We start from the raw sequence: 19,576 nt of genomic DNA, 5'->3' as shown, positions 1-19,576 counted from the left end.
GGCTCATCTCGAATGTGAGATGTCGCACGTACGATTTGCGCGGTCCATTCGTTCGGCCGAGCCGGCGCGGAGAATGCGCTCCGCGCAAGCCGCAGCCGGTCGCCCATCGACTTTGTAACATGCACCGAAGTGGTGCAGCCAACGCGGCGCCGAGCAGCTACTCGACGCTGCCGGTCGTGCCTCTGTGCAGGTCTGCATCGATTTGCAGCCGCGTCCCACCGCCGAAGCGCGCGCGGTAGACTTGAAGGTTCTCCATGATGCGCTGCACGTAGTTGCGCGTTTCGGAGAACGGGATCAGCTCGACCCAGTCAACCGCGTCGATCTTGGACTCGCGCGGGTCGCCGTAGCGCTCGACCCACTTCTTCACGCTGCCACGGCCGGCGTTATAGGCCGCGAAGGTCATGATGTAAGAGCCGCGGTAGTCCTCGAGCAGGCCGCCGAGCTCGGCCGCGCCAAGCGTGGCGTTGTAGACCGAATCGTTCTTCAGCCGCGACAGATCGTAGGTCGCGCCGTGTCGCTTGCAGACATAGCGCGCAGCGTCCGGCGTCACCTGCATCAGCCCGTAGGCCTGCGCCGGCGACACCACCGCGGGATTGAATGCGCTTTCCTGCCGTGCGATCGCGTAGACGATGCTGCGCTCGACCTCGGGTCCGATCTGGCTGAACTGCGGGATGCCGTTGACCGGATAGGCGTAAAAGTCGAAGGGCAGCCCGCGGTTGAGCGCGGCCTTGCCGAGCAGCAGCATGCTGCGCGCGTCGCTGTAGCGCTGGGTCAGCTCGCCGAGGCCGGCAAGGGCCTCGGGATCGCCGTTCTCGCCCATGTCGGCGAGCATCGGGACCGCGATCTCGCGCTCGTCGAGCTCGTAGAGCAGTTGCGCGGCGCGCACGATTTCCAGCCGCTCGGCGCCGCGGCCGCGCGGCGCGCTGTTGAGCTCGATCTGCGGCAGGCCGAGTTTTGCCCGCGCAAGCTGGCCATAGTAGCTCGTCGACTGCTCGGCCGCGCGTGCATAAGCGTTGCGCGCGTCCTGCTGGCGGCCGGCGGCTTCCGCCGCACGGCCCTGCCAGTAGCCGGCGCGCGCCAGCGTGGTCGGATTGACGCTGCCGACGCCAATGCGGGCAAAGTGCTGGGCGGCGGCTGCGGGATCATTGAGGAATCGGAGCGCGATCCAGCCCGCGGTGAATTCCTGCTCGGTCTTGTAGATGTCGCGCGAGGGCAGGGCCGCGTCGCGCGCGATCAGATAGGCGCTGCGGAATTCCTCGGTGTCGATCATCTTGCGCGCGATCAGGCGCCGCTCGATCCACCATTCGTCGAGATTGTAGAGCCGATTCGGATCCTTCGGCGCCGAGAGCATCAGTTGCGCGGCTTCCGCGAACTTCTCCTCGCGGCGCAGGAGCTGGATCTTGCTGAAGATGAAGCCGGGATCGCCATGCAGTTCGTGCGGCACGGCTTCGAGCAAGGCGCGCGTGTTGGGCGCCTTCTTGGAGGAGGCGATGCGGGCCTTGGCGAGCGCCACATAGCCCGCGCCGAGCCGTTTGGCGGCGCGCAGCGCGGCCTCGTGCTCGCTGCCATAGAGCAGCGTGTCCATCCGTGCCTTCTGGTCGCCCGGCGTGAGCAGCGCGCCGAACTGGTCGAGTGCGTTGTTCTCGGTCTCCTCCGACATCGGATCGCTGCGCCAGGCCTCGCGCACGAGGCGCTCGGCATTGGCGCGGTCGCCGCGCGCCAGCATCGCCCGGGCCAGCGAGAAGCGGCCCTTGGCGGAGACCGGGGATTCGTTCTCGAACCACGACCAGGCGACCGTATCCTCGCGCCGGTCGTCCCAAAGCGCGGCTTCGAGGCGGCGGCGCAGGAAGGTTTGCGACGGCCAGCTCGGATTGGCGCTGATGAAGGCGCGGTAGCGCTCGACGCTGGCGCCATTGTCGTCGCTGCGCAGGATGATCCATTCGGCGAGTTTTCGCGCGACCGGATCCGAGATGGTGGCCGCATTGTCGGTGGCATCGCCCGGCCTGTGCTTGCGCACGAGCTCGATGACGTTCTCCAGCGTGTCCTTGTCGGCCTGCGAAGTCGATGAGGTCGCAGCGACTGCGGCCGGCGTGACGGGCTTGCGTGGTGCGGCATGCTGGCGCGTTGCCGGTGCCAGCACGGGAGCTGCGATCGGTTTGGGGACCGCGGCAGCAGGTCTGACGGTGGCCGTCACGGCCGGCGCGGGTGCGGCTTTGGGGGGAGAACCGTTGGCGGCCGGCTGTGATCTTGGCGCGGGGGCTGCTGCCGCGGGTTTGGCCGCTGCCGCGGGCTTGGCCGCTGCCGCGGGCTTGGGCTTGTCCTTGCCGAGTTCCTTGCCGGCATCCTTGCCGGCATCCTTGGCTGACTTCTTCGCGGCGTCCTTGGCGGGAGAGACTGCTGCCCCCTTGCTCGCCCCCTTGGTTGCTTCCTTGCCCGTCTCCTTGCCGGTTCCCTTGGTCGATCCTTTGGCGGGTCCCTTCGCGGTATCCTTGGTGGCAGGCTTGGCGGCCTCCTTGGCAGTTTCCTTGACGCCTTCTGCGGTCGTCTCGTTGGATTTGGCCAAAGCGGCGCAGCCGACCGACAGCCCTGCCATCAGGCACATGATCAGACCAGTGGATCGCCATGCGGCACGGGCGCTGGAGGTCACGGCGTTTCGTCGCCCCGAATCGTTCAAGTGGCTCAAGACTTAGCTGTATTTGATTGAATATGCGGAAAAAATACCAACAGCCGCTTACTGCGGCCGTGTTTGGACCATCACCGCGGCAAAATCGCGGCCTAAACGGTGCGTCACCTTGGACCGGGCCTTTTACCGGCCCGTTAGACCCGATATGAAAGAAGCCTCTTTTCAGGCCAGCACGCGTACGGAGAAAGCCCATGGCAGCCAAGACGAAGTTCCGGGGGTCGTTTACCGCCTTGGTCACGCCGTTCAAGAACGGCTCGCTGGACGAGGCCGCGTTCCGCTCGCTGGTCAACTGGCAGATCGCCGAGGGCACCCACGGCCTGGTTCCGGTTGGCACCACCGGCGAGAGCCCGACGCTCAGCCATGACGAGCACAAGAAGGTCGTCGAATGGTGCATCCAGGAGGCCAAGGGGCGGGTGCCCGTCATCGCCGGCGCCGGCTCCAACTCCACCAAGGAAGCGATCGAGCTCGCCCAGCACGCCGAGAAGGCGGGCGCCAACGCCGTGCTGGTGGTGACGCCCTACTACAACAAGCCGACCCAGGAAGGGCTCTACCAGCACTTCAAGGCGATCAACGATGCGATTGGAATTCCGATCATCATCTACAACATCCCGCCGCGCTCGGTGATCGACATGTCGGTCGACACCATGAAGCGGCTGTGGGACTTGAAGAACATCGCCGGCGTCAAGGACGCGACCGCCAGCATGGTGCGGGTGTCGCAGCAGCGCGCCGCGATGGGCGAGGATTTCAACCAGCTCTCGGGCGAGGATGCGACCGTGCTCGGCTACATGGCGCATGGCGGCCATGGCTGTATCTCGGTGACCTCCAATGTCGCGCCGCGCCTGTGCTCGGAATTCCACACCGCCTGGCAGAAGGGCGATCACGCAACCGCCTTAAAGTTGCACGACAAGCTGATGCCGCTGCACAATAACCTCTTCATCGAGAGCAATCCGGCGCCAATCAAATATGCGCTGTCGCTCCTCGGCAAGATGGACGAGACGCTGCGGCTGCCGATGGTGCCGGTGTCCGAGCCGACCCGCGTCGCGGTGCGCAGCGCCATGGTCCATGCAGGCCTGATCAACTGACGTCAACGTTCCCGGGGGGACTGGTTCATGAGCGTCGAGGAAAAGGGCATGCAGATGCTCCAGGAGTTCCGCGAGTTTGCCATGAAGGGCAACGTCGTCGATCTCGCGGTCGGCGTCATCATCGGCGCGGCCTTCGGCGCCATCGTGAACTCGCTGGTCGGCGACGTGATCATGCCGATCATCGGCGCGGCCACCGGGGGACTCGACTTCTCGAATTACTTTACGCCGCTGTCGAGCAAGGTCACCGCCAGCGTTCTTGCGGACGCGAAAAAGCAGGGGGCCGTCTTGGCTTGGGGTAGCTTCCTCACGCTGACGATCAACTTCATCATCATTGCCTTCGTGCTGTTCCTGGTGATCCGCGCCATGAACAAGCTGAAGCGCAAGGAGGAGGCGGCGCCCGCCGCTCCGCCGAAGCCTTCGGCCGAGGTCGAGCTGCTGACCGAGATCCGCGATCTCCTCAAGAAGTCTTGACGCGCACGCTTCGTCCAAACTGTTAGCGTCTGCGCGTATCTCGATCAGGTTTATTTTCCATGGCCGACAAGAACGAACGCCCGATCAAGGTCATGGCGGAAAATCGCAAGGCCCGTTTCAATTACGCCATCGAGGATACGGTCGAGGCGGGCATTGCACTGACCGGCACCGAGGTCAAATCGATCCGCAACGGCAAGAGCACGATCGCGGAATCCTACGCCGATTCGAAGGACGGCGAGATCTGGCTGATCAACGCCACCATTCCCGAATATCTCCAGGGCAACCGCTTCAACCACGAGCCCAAGCGGCCGCGAAAGCTGCTGCTCCACCGCCGGCAGATCAACAAGCTGATCGGCGCGGTCGACCGCGAGGGCATGACGCTGATCCCGCTCAAGCTTTACTTCAACGAGCGCGGGCGGGCGAAATTGCAGTTGGCGGTCGCCAAGGGCAAGAAGCTGCACGACAAGCGCGAATCCGAGAAGAAGCGCGACTGGGGCCGGGAGAAGGGCCGGCTGATGCGGGCGAGGGGATGAGGCGATGAACCAGCGAAACCTGCTAGAGGTCGACTGGAGCAAGATCCCGGCGCCGACAGACGATGGCGGCGCGGCGCATCTGAAAGGGATGATAGTTCCGCCGGTGAGCCTGCGCGCGACCGACGATACGTCAGTGACGCTATCGGCGCTCAGCGGCCGCACCGTGGTGTTCGGCTATCCACGCACCGGCGAGCCCGGCAAGATCGCGCTGGTCGACGACTGGGACATGATCCCAGGCGCGCGCGGCTGCACGCCGCAGACCTGCGCGTTCCGCGATCTCTTCGCCGAGCTGAAGGCAGCCGGCGCGTCCCATGTGTTCGGCCTCTCGACCCAGAGTAACGACTACCAGACCGAGATGGCCTCGCGGCTGCATCTGCCGTTCCCGGTGCTGTCAGACGAGAAGCTCGCGCTGACCCGCGTGCTCAATCTGCCGACGATGGAGATTGCCGGGCTGACGCTGATCAAGCGGCTCGCGCTGATCATCGACGACGCGAAAGTCACGCACGTATTCTATCCGGTGTTCCCGCCCGATCGGAACGCCGCCGACGTGCTGGACTGGCTGAAGGCCAATCCGGCGAGGACCTAATCTAAGTCCGCCTTCACCTTCGCAAAGACCTTGCGGAACATCGCCGGCGTCAGCACGCCGGTGTTCGTGTTGTAGCGGGAGCAATGATAGCTGTCGTACAGCCGGAGCGCGCCCGCCTGGTGCACCGCGCCGTGACCGAACGGCGCTTGCGCGCCCTTCAGGCCCAGCGGCTTGAGCACGGTATCATGCGCAATCCGCCCCAGCGCGACGATGGCGCGCAGGTTCGGCATCGTCTCGAGGTTCGCGGCGAGGAAGGGGCGGCAGGTGTTGATTTCTGCCGGCAGCGGCTTGTTCTGTGGCGGCACGCAATGCACTGCATTGGCGATCCGGCAGTCGACCAGCTTCAGGCCGTCGTCGGGCCGCGCCCGATAGGTCCCCTTGGCAAACCCGAATTCGATCAGCGTTGCGTAGAGCAGGTCGCCGGCATAGTCGCCCGTGAACGGGCGACCCGTGCGGTTCGCGCCCTGCATCCCGGGTGCGAGACCGACGATCAGAAGGCGCGCCTTGATGTCGCCAAAGGGAGCAACCGGCGCGTTGTGCCAAGACGGCTCACGCGCCCGGTTCGCCTCGCGAAAGGCGACCAAGCGCGGACAGAGTGGACAGTCACGGTCGGGTACGACGGTGGGGGCCTCGCGGCTTAACCGGGTCGCTTCACTCGTCGAAGTCGTCATCGCCCCTCGGCGCCATCGTGGTCGCGCGCTGGAGGAACTGCGGGGCGTGATGACGTGCTTCGCGATCGCCCCGCTCGCGCGGAGCCGGGCGTTCGGACGGGTCGCGACCAAGCTTGGACTGAAGCTCGACGAGGTCGGTGAAGACGTCCGCCTGGCGGCGCAGCTCGTCGGCGATCATCGGTGGCTGGCTGGCGATGGTGGAGATGACGGTGACGCGCACGCCGCGGCGCTGCACGGCCTCGACCAAAGATCGGAAATCGCCGTCACCGGAGAACAGCACCATCTGGTCGATGTGCTCGGCGAGCTCCATGGCGTCCACCGCGAGCTCGATATCCATGTTGCCCTTGACCTTGCGGCGGCCGCTGGCGTCGATGAATTCTTTCGTGGCCTTGGTGACGACGGTGTAGCCGTTGTAGTCGAGCCAGTCGATCAGGGGACGTATCGAGGAGTATTCCTGATCCTCGATGATGGCGGTGTAGTAAAAGGCGCGTAGAAGCGTCCCGCGGCTCTGAAATTCCTTCAGCAGGCGCTTGTAATCGATATCGAAACCCAGCGTTTTTGCCGTCGCGTACAGATTGGCCCCATCGATGAAGAGCGCGATCTTGTTGGTTGGAGAAGGTGACATTCAGTTGCTCGCGTAATGTTCGTGTTCAATCGTTTATTGTTGGCGCGACGGCAGCAATCCGCGCAGATCAAGAGGCTGCCAAAACCCGTCGTAGCAGTAAATCCGGAGAACTCGGGGCAAACCAAGGTATAGTTATGGCGGTCGGCCCGTCCGGTACCGCCCTCCTTGGCGACCCGGGAAACGCCGATTCTAGCCCCAATGTGGGGTTATCAAAGGCGTTTGGCGAGGCCAAATCACAAAATGATCTTGCGAAACCGCCCCGGCCTCTATAACTAGCCCACATCATCCACATGTTTTGACCCACCCTAGAGCGGAGCGACAGTCTAATGGCTCGCGTCACCGTAGAAGATTGTATCGACAAGGTCGACAACCGGTTTGACCTCGTCCTGCTGGCCGCCCACCGCGCCCGCATGATTTCATCCGGTTCACAACTAACGGTTGACCGCGATAACGACAAGAACCCAGTTGTTTCTTTGCGCGAAATTGCCGACCAGACCATTTCGCCGGAGGATCTGCGCGAGGAGCTCGTCCACTCCCTCCAGAAATTCGTCGAGGTGGATGAGCCTGAGCCCGATACCGTGCCCTTGATCGGTTCCGCTGGCGCCAGCGTCGATGCCGACGATACCGAGGTCGCTGTCGAACGCATGACGGAAGAGGAGCTCCTGAAGGGCCTTGAGGGCCTCGCGCCGCCGGAGGAGCAGCCCGAGGAGGACGAGTAATCGTCCTTGCGCCGCGCCGACGAAATTTTGATTTCATCAAAGGCCCGAACCCGCGTTCGGGCCTTTGCTTTTGTTGACCTTTTCGTGGTTACCATAGCGCCGGCATAGCGCGCTAGCGAGCGCCGTTTCCGATAGTGTCGGACACGCGCACGATCGGCGTTAGGATGTATACAACGGGCCAGTTCCTGGTTCGTTTGAAGGCAGGAAGACGCGGGCAGAGATGGTGTATCGGCGTCGCAAATTTACGCAGATGGAGGCCGCGACCGAATCGGTCGCCGTGGCCCCGACTGCGCCGGCGGCGCGGCCCTCAAAGCCGCGGGCGCGCATGATGAGGCAATATGACCTCGTCGAGCGCGTCAGGTCCTATAACCCCAACACCAACGAAGACCTGCTGAACCGCGCTTATGTTTACGCCATGAAGGCGCACGGTTCGCAGACCCGTGCCTCGGGCGACCCATACTTCTCCCATCCGCTCGAAGTGGCGGCGATCCTCACCGACCTGAAGCTCGACGACGCCACCATCGTCGCGGCGCTATTGCACGACACGATCGAGGACACCGAGGCGACCCGCGCCGAGATCGACCAGATCTTCGGCCCCGAGATCGGCGCGCTAGTCGAGGGCCTGACCAAGCTGAAGCGGCTGGAGCTGGTGTCGCGCGAGGCCAAGCAGGCCGAGAACCTGCGCAAGCTCCTGCTGGCGATCGCCGACGACGTCCGCGTCCTTCTGGTCAAGCTCGCCGACCGCCTGCACAACATGCGCACTCTGGAATTCGTGCCGCCGGCATCGCGCCGCCGGATCGCCGAGGAGACGCTCGACATCTACGCGCCGCTCGCTGGCCGCATGGGTATGCAGGAGATGCGTGAGGAGCTGGAGGACCTGTCCTTCCGCACACTCGATCCCGAAGCCTACAACGTGGTGATGCAGCGGCTCGATGCGCTGGCCGAGCGCAACCGCAATTTGATCGGCGAGATCGAGGCTCAGCTCTCCAACAATCTGCGCCACAGGGGCCTCGGTGCGCGCGTTTACGGCCGCCGCAAGAAGCCGTTCTCGATCTGGACCAAGATGGAGCGTAAGTCGGTCGGCTTCGAGCAGTTGTCCGACATCTTCGGCTTCCGTGTCGTGGTCAACGATGTCGAGGCCTGCTACCGCGCGCTCGGCATCGTCCACACGACCTGGCCGGTCGTGCCTGGCCGCTTCAAGGACTACATCTCGACGCCCAAGCAGAACGACTACCGCTCGATCCACACCACGGTGATCGGCCCCGGCAACCAGCGCGTCGAGCTCCAGATCCGCACCGAGGAGATGGACCAGATCGCCGAGCGCGGCATCGCCGCGCACGTCTTCTACAAGGAGGGCGCCGGCTCGCCGACGGAGTTCCTGAAGCGCGAGTCCAATGCGTTTGCGTGGCTGCGCCACACCGTTGGAATTCTTTCCGAGAGCACCAATCCCGAGGAATTCCTCGAGCACACCAAGCTCGAATTGTTCCACGACCAGGTGTTCTGCTTCACCCCTAAGGGCAAGCTGATCGCGCTGCCGCGCCATGCTAATGTGGTCGACTTCGCCTATGCGGTGCACACCGACGTCGGCAACAGCGCGGTGGGCTGCAAGATCAACGGCAAGTTCGCGCCGCTGTCCTCCGAGCTTCAGAACGGCGACGAGGTCGAGGTCCTGACCTCGGAGGCGCAGTCGGCGCCGCCGTCGGCCTGGGAATCGCTTGCCGTCACCGGCAAGGCGCGCGCGGCGATCCGGCGCGCCACACGCACCGCAGTCCGCGACCAATATGCCGGCCTCGGCCGGCGTATCGTCGAGCGCTTGTTCGAGCGCGCCAAGATCGACTACGCCGACGACAAGCTGAAGGGCGCGCTGCCGCGGCTTGCCCGCTCCTCGATCGAGGACGTGATGGCGGCAGTCGGCCGGGGCGAGATCAAGGCCTCTGACGTCGCGCGGGCCATGTATCCCGACTACAAGGAAGAGCGGGTTGGGCGCTACGCCAAGAAGGGGCTGGCTGCCAAGCTCAAGGAGACCGTGGTGCCGGGGACGCCGCGCCCCCCGACCGCAATCCCGATCCGCGGCATCAATTCCGACCTGCCGGTGAAGTTCGCGCCGAACGGCGGCGCCGTGCCGGGCGACCGCATCGTCGGTATCGTCACGCCGGGCGAGGGCATCACCATCTATCCGATCCAGGCGCCGGCCTTGAAGGATTTCGAGGAGGAGCCGGAGCGCTGGCTCGACGTGCGCTGGGACATCGAGGACACCACTCCGCAGCGCTTCCCGGCCCGCATCAAGGTCGAGAACGTCAACGAGCCCGGCGCGCTTGCGCAGATCGCGACCGTGATCGCCGAGCACGACGGCAACATCGACAATATCAGCATGCAGCGCCGCTCGCCGGACTTCACCGAGACGACCATCGATCTCGAGGTCTATGACCTGAAGCACCTGAGCGCGATCATAGCCCAGTTGCGCGCGAAGGCGGTCGTCGCGCGCGTCGAACGTGTTAATGGATAGGCTGAGTTTGCCTGTCCCTCCGACTACGTGAGCCTCGCCATGCCCGTTCCTCCGCTTCGCCTCGGCGTCAATGTCGACCATGTCGCGACCCTGCGTAACGCGCGGGGCGGCCGCAATCCCGATCCGGTGCGCGCCGCTTTGCTGGTGATCGAGGCCGGCGCCGACGGCATCACCGCACACTTGCGCGAAGACCGCCGGCATATCCGCGACGAGGACATGGCGCGGCTGAAGGCGGAAATCTCGAAGCCGCTCAATTTCGAGATGGCGGCGACCGACGACATGATGCGCATCTCGCTTGCCACCAAGCCGCATGCGGTTTGCCTGGTGCCGGAGCGCCGCCAGGAGGTGACGACCGAAGGCGGGCTCGATGTGGTCGGACAGCACAATGCGCTGGCACCGTTCATCGCCCGGCTGAACGACGCCGGCATCCGCGTGTCGCTGTTCATCGCCGCCGATCCCAAGCAGATCGAGATGGCGGCGCGACTGCGCGCGCCCGTGATCGAGATCCATACCGGTGCGTGGTGCGACGCCGTGGTCGACGGACACACTGACAAGGCCGAGGCCGAATGGCAGCGCATCGTGGCCGGCGCCAGGCTGGCGCGCGCCGCGGGCCTCGAGGTCCATGCCGGCCATGGGCTCGACTATGCGACGGCGGAGAAGATCTCCGCGCTTCCGGAGATCGTCGAGTTGAACATCGGCTACTACATGATCGGCGAGGCGTTGTTCGTCGGCCTTGCCGAGACGGTGCGCAGCATGCGCGCCGCGATGGACCGCGGCCGGAGCAAGGCATGATCATCGGCATCGGCTCCGACCTGATCGACATCACCCGCGTCGCCAAGGTGATCGAGCGCCATGGCGAGCGCTTCCTCGACCGCATCTTCACCGAGGCCGAGCGCGCCAAGGCGGAGCGCCGCGCCAAGAACGAGAAAATGGTGGTGGCGACCTATGCCAAACGGTTCGCCGCCAAGGAGGCCTGCTCCAAGGCGCTCGGGACCGGCATCCGGCGCGGCGTCTGGTGGCGCGACATGGGGGTGGTCAACCTGCCCGGGGGGCGGCCGACCATGCAACTGACCGGCGGGGCGCTGGCCCGGCTGAAGGCGCTGACGCCGGAGGGCTTCGAGCCGCGGATCGACCTGTCGATCACCGACGACTGGCCGCTCGCCCAGGCCTTCGTCATCATTTCAGCCGTGCCGCTGTCAAAACCTTGATCTGCGGGCCGGTAAATTAAAATAATCCAATAAAATCAGTTCTTTGCATATTGTTGATGCGGCCCTTGATTGCGTGGCTGCCGACAACCGTCTAAAAGTTCGCCGGCACAAAATCAGCCGGGGCAAATTCGGCTTTACGCCGGAATTGGCCCTCACTATCAGAATCAGGACAATCTCCTTACGCCGCAAAGCGACGGGGCTATGCGCGGGAACGGGCGTTCCGTGACCGCGGGACCGGAATTGGGAAAGCAATGAGCGTGACTTCAGGAACCAAATCTGAGAGCGGCCTCGGCGAAACCGTCCGGGTTGTCATCCACGCTCTCCTGATCGCGCTGGTGATCCGTACGTTCCTGTTTCAGCCGTTCAACATCCCCTCCGGCTCGATGAAGGCGACGCTGCTGGTCGGCGATTACCTGTTCGTGTCGAAATATTCCTACGGCTATAGCCATTACTCGATCCCGTTCTCGCCGCCGCTGTTCTCGGGACGCGTCTTCGGCTCGGACCCGAACCGCGGCGACATCGTCGTGTTCCGTCTGCCGAAGGACGACACCACCGATTACATCAAGCGCGTGATCGGGCTGCCCGGCGACCGCGTCCAGATGAAGGAAGGGCTGCTCTACATCAACGACGTGCCCGTGCAGCGCGAACGCTTGAGCGACTTCGTCGGCGAAGACCCCTGTGGCTCGTCGGACGCTACCGCACGGGTGAAGCGCTGGAAGGAGACGCTGCCGAACGGCGTCACCTACGAGACGCTCGACTGCGTCGACAACGGCTTCTACGACAACACCAACGTCTACACGGTGCCTGCCGGCCACTTCTTCATGATGGGCGACAACCGTGACAACTCGACCGACAGCCGCGTGCAGTCGGCGGTGGGCTACGTGCCGCAGGAGAATCTGATCGGCCGTGCCCAGATGATCTTCTTTTCCATCGCCGAAGGCGAGCATGCCTGGATGTTCTGGCGCTGGCCCTGGGCGGTGCGCTGGAACCGAATGTTCAAAATCGTCCGATGAAAGACGAAGCCAAGGACATCGCAATCCAACCGATCGAGGCCGCTGCGAGCCCTGACGCCGAAGCTGCTCCCAAGGCTCCCGCAAAGAAGAAGCGGGCGAGGAGCGGCAAGGCCAAGGGCGCGAACGCGGCGCTCGAGGCGCGCATCGGGCATAATTTTGCCGATCCGAACCTGCTGATCCAGGCGATCACGCACGTGTCCGCTCTCAAGTCGGGACGCAAGCGCGGCGACAGCTACCAGCGGCTGGAATTTCTGGGCGACCACGTGCTCGGGCTCGTCGTCTCCGACATGCTCTATCACGCCTTCCCGAGCGCGGATGAAGGCGAGCTGTCGAAGCGGCTCGCCGAACTCGTGCGCAAGGAGAGCTGCGCCGACGTTGCGAAGCTGCTGGGCCTCGTCGAGGACATCAAGCTCGGCAGCGTCGGCCCCGCCGCCGACGCCCGCTTGCGCAAATCCGTGCTCGGCGACATCTGCGAAGCCGTGATCGGCGCCATCTATCTCGACGGCGGGCATGCGGCCGCGGCCGAGTTCGTCAAGCGCAACTGGACCGAGCGCATGCACAAGCCGCGGCGGCCGCTGCGCGATCCCAAGACCGTGCTCCAGGAATGGGCGCAGGGGAAGGGCTTGCCGACACCGGTTTATCGCGAGGTTGAGCGCACCGGGCCGCATCACGATCCGCAGTTCCGCGTCGCCGTGGATCTGCCGGGGCTGGAGTCGGCGGAAGGCATTGGCGGCAGCAAGCGCGCGGCGGAGAAGGTCGCAGCCTCCGTCATGATCGAACGCGAAGGTGTTGGCGGCGGCAATGACGGCTGAATCGAACGATGGGGCGGTGCCCGCGACGCGCTGCGGCTTCGTGGCGCTGATCGGTGCCCCCAATGTCGGCAAATCCACGCTGGTTAATGCGCTGGTCGGCGCGAAGGTCACGATCGTCTCGCGCAAGGTGCAGACGACGCGGGCGCTGATCCGTGGCATCGTCATCGAGGACAATGCGCAAATCATTCTGGTCGATACGCCCGGCATCTTCTCGCCGAAGCGGCGGCTCGATCGGGCCATGGTGTCGACCGCCTGGAGCGGGGCGCATGACGCCGATCTCGTCTGCGTGCTGCTCGACGCCAAGGCCGGCCTCGACGAGGAGGCCGAGGCGATCCTCGCCAAGGTCGCAAGCGTCGCTCACGAGAAGATTTTGGTGCTCAACAAGGTCGATCTGGTGCAGCGCGAGAAGCTCCTCGCGCTGGCGCAGGCGGCGAACGAGCGCATTCGCTTTGCAAAGACCTTCATGATCTCAGCGCTGTCGGGCGATGGCGTCGACGACATTCGGCATGCGCTTGCCGAGATGGTGCCGGCAGGTCCGTTCCTCTATCCCGAGGACCAGATGTCGGATGCGCCGATGCGGCAGCTCGCGGCCGAGATCACGCGGGAAAAGATCTATCAGAAGCTGCACCAGGAATTGCCCTACCAGTCCACGGTCGAGACCGAGAAATGGGAGGAGCGCAAGGACAAGTCGGTGCGCATCGAGCAGACGATCTACGTCGAGCGCGAGAGCCAGCGCAAGATCGTGCTCGGCAAGGGCGGCGCTACCATCAAGTCGATCGGCGCGGAATCGCGCAAAGAACTCATCGATATTCTCGGCGTGCCCGTGCATCTCTTCCTGTTCGTCAAGGTGCGCGAGAACTGGGGCGACGATCCCGACCGTTATCGGGAAATGGGCCTGGAATTCCCCAAAGAATGAACAAGAAGAAGATGGGTTGGTGATGAGCGTGCCCCGCAACGTCCTGCGCTTTGAAGTGCTGCTTTACGCATCGTTGATGCTGGATGCGCTGTCGGTCGCGTTCCAGGACCGCACGCCGAACCCCGACATGACGGACCAGATGATCACGACGGCGACGCTGATCGCTGGCGGGATGATCCTGCTGCTGGTCTATTTCGTCTGGCTGGCGGCGCAAAAGCGCAAGAACTGGCCGCGCTGGGTGCTGGCGGCGGCCCTCGTGCTGTCGGCGATCTCGCTTGCGCAGATCATCGGCGAGAAGGGCGTCGAGCTCGACAGCGGCATCGAGATCGTGTCCTGCGTGCTGACGACGATCGGGCTCTATTTCTCCTTCACCGGCGACGCGCAGGGCTGGTTCAACGCGTGAGCTCTCGCGCGATGCCGTAGGGTGGCAAAGGCGCGTTCTTCGCGCGCCGTGCCCACCACGACTGGCCGTCGGCTCGTTGATCAAATTGGTGGGCACGCTTGGCTTTGCCCACCCTACGCACGCATGAAATGCGGTAGAGTCTGTTCCATGGAATGGACCGACGACGGCATCGTGCTGGGTGTGCGGCGGCATGGCGAGACCAGCGCCATCGTCGAGCTCCTGACGCGCGCGCGCGGGCGGCATCTCGGGCTCGTGCGCGGCGGGGCCAGCTCGCGGATGCGGCCGCTGCTCCAGCCCGGCAACAGCGTGCGCGCGGTGTGGCGGGCGCGGCTGGACGAGCATCTCGGCACCTATGCGATCGAAGGCCTGCGGTTGCGGGCGGCGGGGCTGCTTGCGTCCTCGCACGGCGTCTATGGCGTCACGCATCTGGCCTCGCTGGCGCGGCTGTTGCCCGAGCGCGATCCGCACGAGGAGATCTTTGCGCAGCTCGAGCACGCGCTCGATGACTTCGACGACATCGGCGGGGCGGCCGTGCACATCATCCATTTCGAGCTCGCGATGCTCGCCGAACTCGGCTTCGGCCTGGCGCTGGAGAATTGCGCGGTGACCGGCGAGACCACGGACCTGATCTACGTCTCGCCGAAATCCGGCGGCGCGGTGTCGCGCTCCGCCGGCGAGCCGTGGCGCGACCGGCTGCTGCGGCTGCCGCCGTTCCTGCGGCAGGGCGAAACGGCGAGCGAGCTCACCGACCAGGACCTCCAGGATGGCTTTCGGCTCACCGGCCTGTTCCTGCTCCGCCACGTCCTGGAGCCGCGCGGGCAGGGCCATTCGGACGCCCGAAGCGGCTTCCTCAATGCGTTGACGCGGCAGCAGGCCAAGGCGATTGCCTCGCCATGAGCGGAGCGCGCCTCTGCCCCGCCTGATCGGCCGGTGAAAGGTGGAACCAAATCGCGCTAAGTGGGTTGGCCGGTTTGGTCGGTTTGGTTCCACTGGGGAATTCCGCATGATTAGAGGATTCGTGGTATCCGCCGCGCTGCTTGCGCTGGCGCCAGACGCAATGGCTGCTGAGCAGCCCGGCCTGTTTCGCCGCGCCTCCTGCACCGTCGTGCGGTACTATGTTGCGAAATATTCGGCAGTCGCCGCAGAGACATGGGCCAGGTCCCACGGCGCGACGGACGCCGAGATCGAGGCCGCCCGCCGCTGCCTCGCCAATGCGCCCGTGCAGGCCAAAACCCCGCAAACCACGCAGACGGTGACGGCAGGCTGGGCCGGGCAATAGCCGCCCACAGGGAACCAATCGATCCTTGCCCGATTCGCTTCCACGGTTTAACCGGGCGGCATGGGAAAACGACTGATTCCGCCGGAGAAGCCGGCCGAAATTCACGAGGTGCCTCTGCGGGACGCGCTCGAAGAGCGCTATCTCGCCTATGCGCTCTCCACCATCATGCACCGCGCGCTGCCCGATGCGCGCGACGGTCTGAAGCCGGTACACCGGCGCATCCTCTACGGCATGCGCCTGCTCAGGCTGGACCCCGGCACGGCCTTCAAGAAGTCCGCAAAAATCGTCGGCGACGTGATGGGCTCGTTCCATCCGCATGGCGACCAGGCGATCTACGACGCCATGGTGCGCCTCGCGCAGGATTTCTCCTCGCGCTACCCGCTGGTCGACGGCCAGGGCAACTTTGGCAATATCGACGGCGATAATCCGGCCGCCTACCGCTACACCGAAGCGCGCATGACGGATGTCGCGCGGCTTCTGCTCGATGGCATCGACGAGGACGGCGTCGAATTCCGGCCCAATTACGACGGCCAGTCGAAAGAGCCGATCGTGCTGCCCGGCGGCTTCCCGAACCTGCTCGCCAACGGCGCGCAAGGCATCGCGGTCGGCATGGCGACCTCGATACCGCCGCACAACGCAGCCGAGCTCTGCGATGCGGCGCTGCATCTGATCGAGAAGCCCGACGCGAAATCCAAGGCTCTGCTGAAGTGGGTGAAGGGCCCGGATTTCCCGACCGGCGGCATCATCGTCGATTCCAAGCAGGCGATCGCGGAAGCCTACACCACCGGCCGTGGCTCCTTCCGCGTCCGCTCCAAATGGGAGCAGGAGGAGGGCGCTCGCGGCACCTGGGTGGTCGTCGTCACGGAAATCCCCTGGCTGGTGCAGAAGTCGCGGCTGGTCGAGAAGATTTCCGAGCTTCTGGATCAGAAGAAGCTGCCGCTCGTCGGCGAAGTCCGTGACGAATCCGCCGAAGACGTCCGTCTCGTGATCGAGCCGAAGTCGAAGAACGTCGATCCCGCCTTGATGATGGAATCGCTGTTCCGGCTGACCGAGCTCGAAAGCAAGATTCCGCTGAATCTGAACGTGCTGATCAAAGGCCGTATCCCCAAGGTGGTGGGGCTCGCGGAGTGCCTGCGCGAATGGCTCGACCATCTGCGCGACGTGCTGATCCGCCGCTCCAACTTCCGCAAGAGCCAGATCGAGCACCGGCTGGAGGTCCTTGGCGGACATTTGGTCGCCTATCTGAACCTCGACAAGGTGATCAAGATCATCCGCACCGAGGACGAGCCGAAGCCGGCGTTGATCAAGGCGTTCAAGCTCACCGAAGTCCAGGCCGAGGCCATCCTCAACATGCGTTTGCGCAACTTGCGCAGGCTCGAGGAAATGGAGATCCGCAATGAAGACAGGGATCTGCGCAAGGAATTGAAGGGTATCGAAGGCCTGCTCGCCTCGGAAGCCGAGCAGTGGAAGAAGGTCGGCGAGCAGGTCGGCAAGGTCCGCGACATGTTCGGACCCAAGACGCCGCTCGGCAAGCGCCGCACCACCTTTGCCGACGCGCCCGAGCACGACCTTGCCGCGATCGAGGAAGCCTTCGTCGAGCGCGAGCCGGTCACGGTCGTCGTCTCCGACAAGGGCTGGATCCGGACGATGAAAGGCCATGTCGAGGATTTGTCGGGGCTTGCCTTCAAGCAGGACGACAAGCTCGGCTTTGCCTTCTTCGCCGAGACGACCTCGAAGCTCCTGCTGTTTGCGACCAACGGCAAGTTCTACTCGCTGGACGTTGCGAAGCTGCCGGGCGGCCGCGGCCATGGCGAGCCGATCCGCCTGTTCATCGACCTCGAGCAGGAGGCCGCCCCCGTCGCGTTGTTCGTCAACAAGGGCGGCCGCAAATTCCTGGTCGCCAGCCACGAGGGCCAGGCTTTCGTCGTCAACGAGGACGATTGCGTCGGCACCACCAAGAAGGGCAAGCAGGTCCTCAACGTCGAGATGCCGAACGAGGCGCGCGCTGTCACGGAGGTGCTCGGTGACACCATCGCGGTCATCGGGGAGAACCGCAAGATGCTGATCTTCCCGCTCGACCAGGTGCCGGAGATGGCCCGCGGCCGCGGCGTGCGGCTTCAGAAATACAAGGACGGCGGCCTGTCCGACATCGCCGTGTTCGACGCCAAGGCGGGCCTGACCTGGAAGGACTCCGCCGGCCGCGAGTTCAGCGCGACCATGAAGGAGCTCGCCGAGTGGCAGGGCACCCGCGCCGACGCCGGTCGCATGCCGCCGAAGGGCTTCCCGAAGTCGAACAAGTTCGGGCGGTTGATCGGTTAGGGGGACCGCGCAGAGCTATTGCCTCGCAGACTGCTGTGATCGCCCGCGAAAGCGGGCGATCCGGTCTTGCAAAGGCGGTGGTGGGATACGGCCGCAGCGCCCCCCATCCAAAATCCCGAAAACAACCCCATGCAAAGTAGCGCGCCAGTCGCCGGCAGCGTGCCAGGGCGATGCTGGACAGATTGACACGTCGGGCAAATCAGGGGGACAAATCCGCCACCCCGCGAGCGAGGCCTTCAGGCGCTAACCGTCGACGAATGCCTTCCATTTGGCGAGCTGTGACGGTCGCAGGCCCTTGCTTTCGTCGTCGAGTTCGGCAGCGCGTGTGGCCGCAGCAGTCATGGCAGTCGCGGCGCGATTGTAGCTGTCGGCCGTGGACTGGAAGGGAAAGATGAACTGACCGTTCGCGACCTTGTAGACCCCGAGCTCGCGGACCAAAAGCGCCACACATTTGTCGAAGGCATTGAAGTAGTCAGCGCGCGAGGCGAGCGCCTTGGCGGTGAGCGCGGTCCATGCCGCATGCTGCTCGTCGATCCGCGCCATGAAACCCGAGAGCCGCTTATCCCCGAGGTTCAGCGAGCGCGCGTCGTTTTCGATCCTGTCACGCGTGGTCTTGATCACCTCGGCGTAACGAGGTGCCAAACTTGCCGCATTGCTTTCCGCGGTCTTGAGATCGCGGCGCAACGCCTCAAGGTCACCGCGGCTGGACGCGCCGAGATCGCCGAGTTTTGGCAGCGGTTTCGGCTCGACCTCGCCCAGCAGCTTTCTCATGGCGGCATCGATTTCCATGGCGTCGCTGTTTGCGAGCGCAAGCAGCCTGAGCAGCTTGTTGGAAGGATGCAGCTTGATGACCTGATCGAGCTGGTCGGCATCGGTCACGTCGCGCAAGGCGGCGCGGGTCTCCTCGGCGGAAACGACAGCCTGATACTTCGACAGATCGCCGGCGTAATACATGGCGACGAAGCAAGCGATCAGGAGGAGGGACAGGAGCACGAGAACGATGACCGGTCGTCGACGCGGCCTGGCCTTCTGATCCGGAAGCGATTCCACGGCGCAGATTCTCCCTCCAACGCACCTTAGCGTCTTTCACCGGAGCGGAGGAGTCCGGGCGAGACGAAAGCGGCAGCCGGAGCAGAGCAGACCGGGGCCGACGGCTGCACACAAGCCATTCGATATTGCATCCGACCAAAGCCCAATGGTGCCGGTGACAGGTCGAGGCCGATACTGCGCTGCCGGAAAGCCCTTGCCCGGCACAGAAAAGGGGGGGTGTTCGGATGATGCCAGACAACGTCGCCCTGTTCGCCACGATCATCCTGCTGCTTCCGATGTTTTACCTGCTGCTGGCGGCGCCGGCCTTTCTGCTGGTGAAGCTGGACGTCCGACCTGTCGCCCTGCTGTTGCGCGCCATGTTCAACGGCTATTTCCTGACATTGGCCGTTGCCGGCGCCGTCGGCACGATTGCCGTCGCCGTGGACGGCCGCCCGGTCCTGGCCTTGGGCGTCGGCTTGATCACGGCTCTCGCCGTGTCCTCGCGCCGCTGGTTCCTGCGGCAGATGGATGCCCGGATCAGTGACGGCGATGCAGGCGACATGGAGGCGGCGCGCCGACTCCGGCGGCTGCACTGGGGTGGCATGCTGGGCAATGCGATCCAGCTTGCCGTTGTCGTGGCCTGCATTCCCTATATCGCCATCGCGCCGACATGATCGGACTTGGCGCACGGCACGCGCGCCTTTATCCCCATCGTCGTTGC

20 protein-coding genes are annotated in these 19,576 nt (G+C 64.6%); 16 read left to right on the top strand and 4 right to left on the bottom strand.

The features are described 5' to 3' along the window. Positions 1-157: 157 nt before the first annotated feature. Positions 158-2,593: a lytic transglycosylase domain-containing protein gene (locus NLM33_RS08935; protein WP_254105692.1), complete on the bottom strand. Its 2,436-nt coding sequence runs from the start codon at positions 2,591-2,593 to the stop codon at positions 158-160. A 281-nt stretch (positions 2,594-2,874) separates the two neighbouring features. Here NLM33_RS08935 and dapA point away from each other — a divergent pair, with 281 nt between their 5' ends. From dapA to NLM33_RS08915, 4 genes are read left to right on the top strand one after another with little or no spacing between them, the layout of a single operon-like run. Continuing rightward, positions 2,875-3,765, top strand: coding sequence for a 4-hydroxy-tetrahydrodipicolinate synthase (dapA, locus tag NLM33_RS08930; RefSeq protein WP_254095714.1), 891 nt, complete (start codon positions 2,875-2,877; stop codon positions 3,763-3,765). Between the two features lie 27 nt (positions 3,766-3,792). Beyond that, positions 3,793-4,236, top strand: a complete 444-nt coding sequence (mscL, locus tag NLM33_RS08925) for a large conductance mechanosensitive channel protein MscL (RefSeq protein WP_254095713.1) — start codon at positions 3,793-3,795, stop codon at positions 4,234-4,236. Between the two features lie 59 nt (positions 4,237-4,295). Continuing rightward, complete coding sequence (gene smpB, locus NLM33_RS08920; protein WP_254095712.1) at positions 4,296-4,769, top strand: SsrA-binding protein SmpB; 474 nt, start codon at positions 4,296-4,298, stop codon at positions 4,767-4,769. A 4-nt stretch (positions 4,770-4,773) separates the two neighbouring features. Beyond that, the gene (locus tag NLM33_RS08915; RefSeq protein ID WP_254095711.1) at positions 4,774-5,355 is read left to right on the top strand and encodes a peroxiredoxin; all 582 of its coding nucleotides are present in this window, start codon (positions 4,774-4,776) and stop codon (positions 5,353-5,355) included. On the opposite strand, the gene NLM33_RS08910 is transcribed toward NLM33_RS08915, so the two are convergent. Together NLM33_RS08910 and NLM33_RS08905 are read right to left on the bottom strand one after the other, a co-directional pair. After that, a complete protein-coding gene (locus tag NLM33_RS08910; RefSeq protein ID WP_254095710.1) occupies positions 5,352-6,026 on the bottom strand; it encodes a uracil-DNA glycosylase in 675 nt (224 codons plus the stop codon). The two genes, NLM33_RS08915 and NLM33_RS08910, sit on opposite strands and share 4 nt — an antisense overlap. Beyond that, positions 6,007-6,651 carry an NYN domain-containing protein gene (locus NLM33_RS08905; protein ID WP_254095709.1) on the bottom strand — a complete coding sequence of 215 codons (645 nt, stop codon included), beginning with the start codon at positions 6,649-6,651 and terminating at the stop codon, positions 6,007-6,009. The genes NLM33_RS08910 and NLM33_RS08905 overlap by 20 nt, the downstream gene beginning before the upstream one ends. Before the next feature lie 326 nt (positions 6,652-6,977). Here NLM33_RS08905 and rpoZ point away from each other — a divergent pair, with 326 nt between their 5' ends. The 11 genes from rpoZ to parC all read left to right on the top strand — a co-directional run bounded on the left by rpoZ (position 6,978) and on the right by parC (position 17,826). Next, positions 6,978-7,370, top strand: coding sequence for a DNA-directed RNA polymerase subunit omega (gene rpoZ, locus NLM33_RS08900; protein ID WP_027522935.1), 393 nt, complete (start codon positions 6,978-6,980; stop codon positions 7,368-7,370). Between the two features lie 220 nt (positions 7,371-7,590). Then, positions 7,591-9,876 (top strand): bifunctional (p)ppGpp synthetase/guanosine-3',5'-bis(diphosphate) 3'-pyrophosphohydrolase, encoded by a 2,286-nt coding sequence (locus NLM33_RS08895; protein ID WP_254095708.1) that lies wholly within the window; start codon positions 7,591-7,593, stop codon positions 9,874-9,876. 39 nt (positions 9,877-9,915) lie between these two features. Further along, the gene (locus tag NLM33_RS08890; RefSeq protein WP_254095707.1) at positions 9,916-10,668 is read left to right on the top strand and encodes a pyridoxine 5'-phosphate synthase; all 753 of its coding nucleotides are present in this window, start codon (positions 9,916-9,918) and stop codon (positions 10,666-10,668) included. Next, positions 10,665-11,084 carry a holo-ACP synthase gene (acpS, locus tag NLM33_RS08885; RefSeq protein ID WP_254095706.1) on the top strand — a complete coding sequence of 140 codons (420 nt, stop codon included), beginning with the start codon at positions 10,665-10,667 and terminating at the stop codon, positions 11,082-11,084. Before NLM33_RS08890 ends, acpS begins: the two co-directional genes overlap by 4 nt. Before the next feature lie 251 nt (positions 11,085-11,335). After that, positions 11,336-12,097: a signal peptidase I gene (gene lepB / locus NLM33_RS08880; RefSeq protein WP_027522931.1), complete on the top strand. Its 762-nt coding sequence runs from the start codon at positions 11,336-11,338 to the stop codon at positions 12,095-12,097. Continuing rightward, entirely contained in the window at positions 12,094-12,909 is an 816-nt protein-coding gene (rnc, locus tag NLM33_RS08875; RefSeq protein WP_254095705.1) for a ribonuclease III, read from the top strand. The genes lepB and rnc overlap by 4 nt, the downstream gene beginning before the upstream one ends. Beyond that, positions 12,899-13,825, top strand: a complete 927-nt coding sequence (gene era, locus NLM33_RS08870) for a GTPase Era (protein ID WP_254095704.1) — start codon at positions 12,899-12,901, stop codon at positions 13,823-13,825. Before rnc ends, era begins: the two co-directional genes overlap by 11 nt. Before the next feature lie 22 nt (positions 13,826-13,847). Then, positions 13,848-14,228 (top strand): hypothetical protein, encoded by a 381-nt coding sequence (locus tag NLM33_RS08865; protein WP_254095703.1) that lies wholly within the window; start codon positions 13,848-13,850, stop codon positions 14,226-14,228. 147 nt (positions 14,229-14,375) lie between these two features. Continuing rightward, the gene (gene recO, locus NLM33_RS08860) at positions 14,376-15,125 is read left to right on the top strand and encodes a DNA repair protein RecO (RefSeq protein ID WP_254095702.1); all 750 of its coding nucleotides are present in this window, start codon (positions 14,376-14,378) and stop codon (positions 15,123-15,125) included. A gap of 106 nt (positions 15,126-15,231) precedes the next feature. After that, a complete protein-coding gene (locus NLM33_RS08855) occupies positions 15,232-15,507 on the top strand; it encodes a hypothetical protein (protein WP_254095701.1) in 276 nt (91 codons plus the stop codon). Between the two features lie 60 nt (positions 15,508-15,567). Continuing rightward, entirely contained in the window at positions 15,568-17,826 is a 2,259-nt protein-coding gene (parC, locus tag NLM33_RS08850) for a DNA topoisomerase IV subunit A (RefSeq protein ID WP_254095700.1), read from the top strand. Between the two features lie 243 nt (positions 17,827-18,069). On the opposite strand, the gene NLM33_RS08845 is transcribed toward parC, so the two are convergent. After that, positions 18,070-18,876, bottom strand: a complete 807-nt coding sequence (locus NLM33_RS08845) for a hypothetical protein (RefSeq protein ID WP_254095699.1) — start codon at positions 18,874-18,876, stop codon at positions 18,070-18,072. A gap of 227 nt (positions 18,877-19,103) precedes the next feature. Here NLM33_RS08845 and NLM33_RS08840 point away from each other — a divergent pair, with 227 nt between their 5' ends. Next, a complete protein-coding gene (locus NLM33_RS08840; protein WP_254095698.1) occupies positions 19,104-19,529 on the top strand; it encodes a hypothetical protein in 426 nt (141 codons plus the stop codon). The last annotated feature ends 47 nt before the right edge of the window (positions 19,530-19,576 follow it).

The sequence above is a fragment of the Bradyrhizobium sp. CCGUVB1N3 genome (genome assembly GCF_024199925.1).
In the GTDB taxonomy this organism is placed as follows: domain Bacteria; phylum Pseudomonadota; class Alphaproteobacteria; order Rhizobiales; family Xanthobacteraceae; genus Bradyrhizobium.
This window is presented reverse-complemented; position numbering and strand designations above follow the sequence as displayed.

What these genes read in the sequence shown, in the direction of transcription:
- NLM33_RS08895 (WP_254095708.1), top strand. Translation starts at nt 7,591, where the DNA reads ATGGTGTATCGGCGTCGCAAATTTACGCAGATGGAGGCCGCGACCGAA.
- NLM33_RS08840 (WP_254095698.1), top strand. Translation starts at nt 19,104, where the DNA reads ATGCCAGACAACGTCGCCCTGTTCGCCACGATCATCCTGCTGCTTCCG.
- mscL (WP_254095713.1), top strand. Translation starts at nt 3,793, where the DNA reads ATGAGCGTCGAGGAAAAGGGCATGCAGATGCTCCAGGAGTTCCGCGAG.
- NLM33_RS08935 (WP_254105692.1), bottom strand. Translation starts at nt 2,593, where the DNA reads ATGGCAGGGCTGTCGGTCGGCTGCGCCGCTTTGGCCAAATCCAACGAG.
- NLM33_RS08915 (WP_254095711.1), top strand. Translation starts at nt 4,774, where the DNA reads ATGAACCAGCGAAACCTGCTAGAGGTCGACTGGAGCAAGATCCCGGCG.
- smpB (WP_254095712.1), top strand. Translation starts at nt 4,296, where the DNA reads ATGGCCGACAAGAACGAACGCCCGATCAAGGTCATGGCGGAAAATCGC.
- rnc (WP_254095705.1), top strand. Translation starts at nt 12,094, where the DNA reads ATGAAAGACGAAGCCAAGGACATCGCAATCCAACCGATCGAGGCCGCT.
- lepB (WP_027522931.1), top strand. Translation starts at nt 11,336, where the DNA reads ATGAGCGTGACTTCAGGAACCAAATCTGAGAGCGGCCTCGGCGAAACC.
- NLM33_RS08890 (WP_254095707.1), top strand. Translation starts at nt 9,916, where the DNA reads ATGCCCGTTCCTCCGCTTCGCCTCGGCGTCAATGTCGACCATGTCGCG.
- parC (WP_254095700.1), top strand. Translation starts at nt 15,568, where the DNA reads ATGGGAAAACGACTGATTCCGCCGGAGAAGCCGGCCGAAATTCACGAG.
- dapA (WP_254095714.1), top strand. Translation starts at nt 2,875, where the DNA reads ATGGCAGCCAAGACGAAGTTCCGGGGGTCGTTTACCGCCTTGGTCACG.
- NLM33_RS08910 (WP_254095710.1), bottom strand. Translation starts at nt 6,026, where the DNA reads ATGACGACTTCGACGAGTGAAGCGACCCGGTTAAGCCGCGAGGCCCCC.
- NLM33_RS08865 (WP_254095703.1), top strand. Translation starts at nt 13,848, where the DNA reads ATGAGCGTGCCCCGCAACGTCCTGCGCTTTGAAGTGCTGCTTTACGCA.
- era (WP_254095704.1), top strand. Translation starts at nt 12,899, where the DNA reads ATGACGGCTGAATCGAACGATGGGGCGGTGCCCGCGACGCGCTGCGGC.
- NLM33_RS08905 (WP_254095709.1), bottom strand. Translation starts at nt 6,651, where the DNA reads ATGTCACCTTCTCCAACCAACAAGATCGCGCTCTTCATCGATGGGGCC.
- acpS (WP_254095706.1), top strand. Translation starts at nt 10,665, where the DNA reads ATGATCATCGGCATCGGCTCCGACCTGATCGACATCACCCGCGTCGCC.
- recO (WP_254095702.1), top strand. Translation starts at nt 14,376, where the DNA reads ATGGAATGGACCGACGACGGCATCGTGCTGGGTGTGCGGCGGCATGGC.
- NLM33_RS08855 (WP_254095701.1), top strand. Translation starts at nt 15,232, where the DNA reads ATGATTAGAGGATTCGTGGTATCCGCCGCGCTGCTTGCGCTGGCGCCA.
- rpoZ (WP_027522935.1), top strand. Translation starts at nt 6,978, where the DNA reads ATGGCTCGCGTCACCGTAGAAGATTGTATCGACAAGGTCGACAACCGG.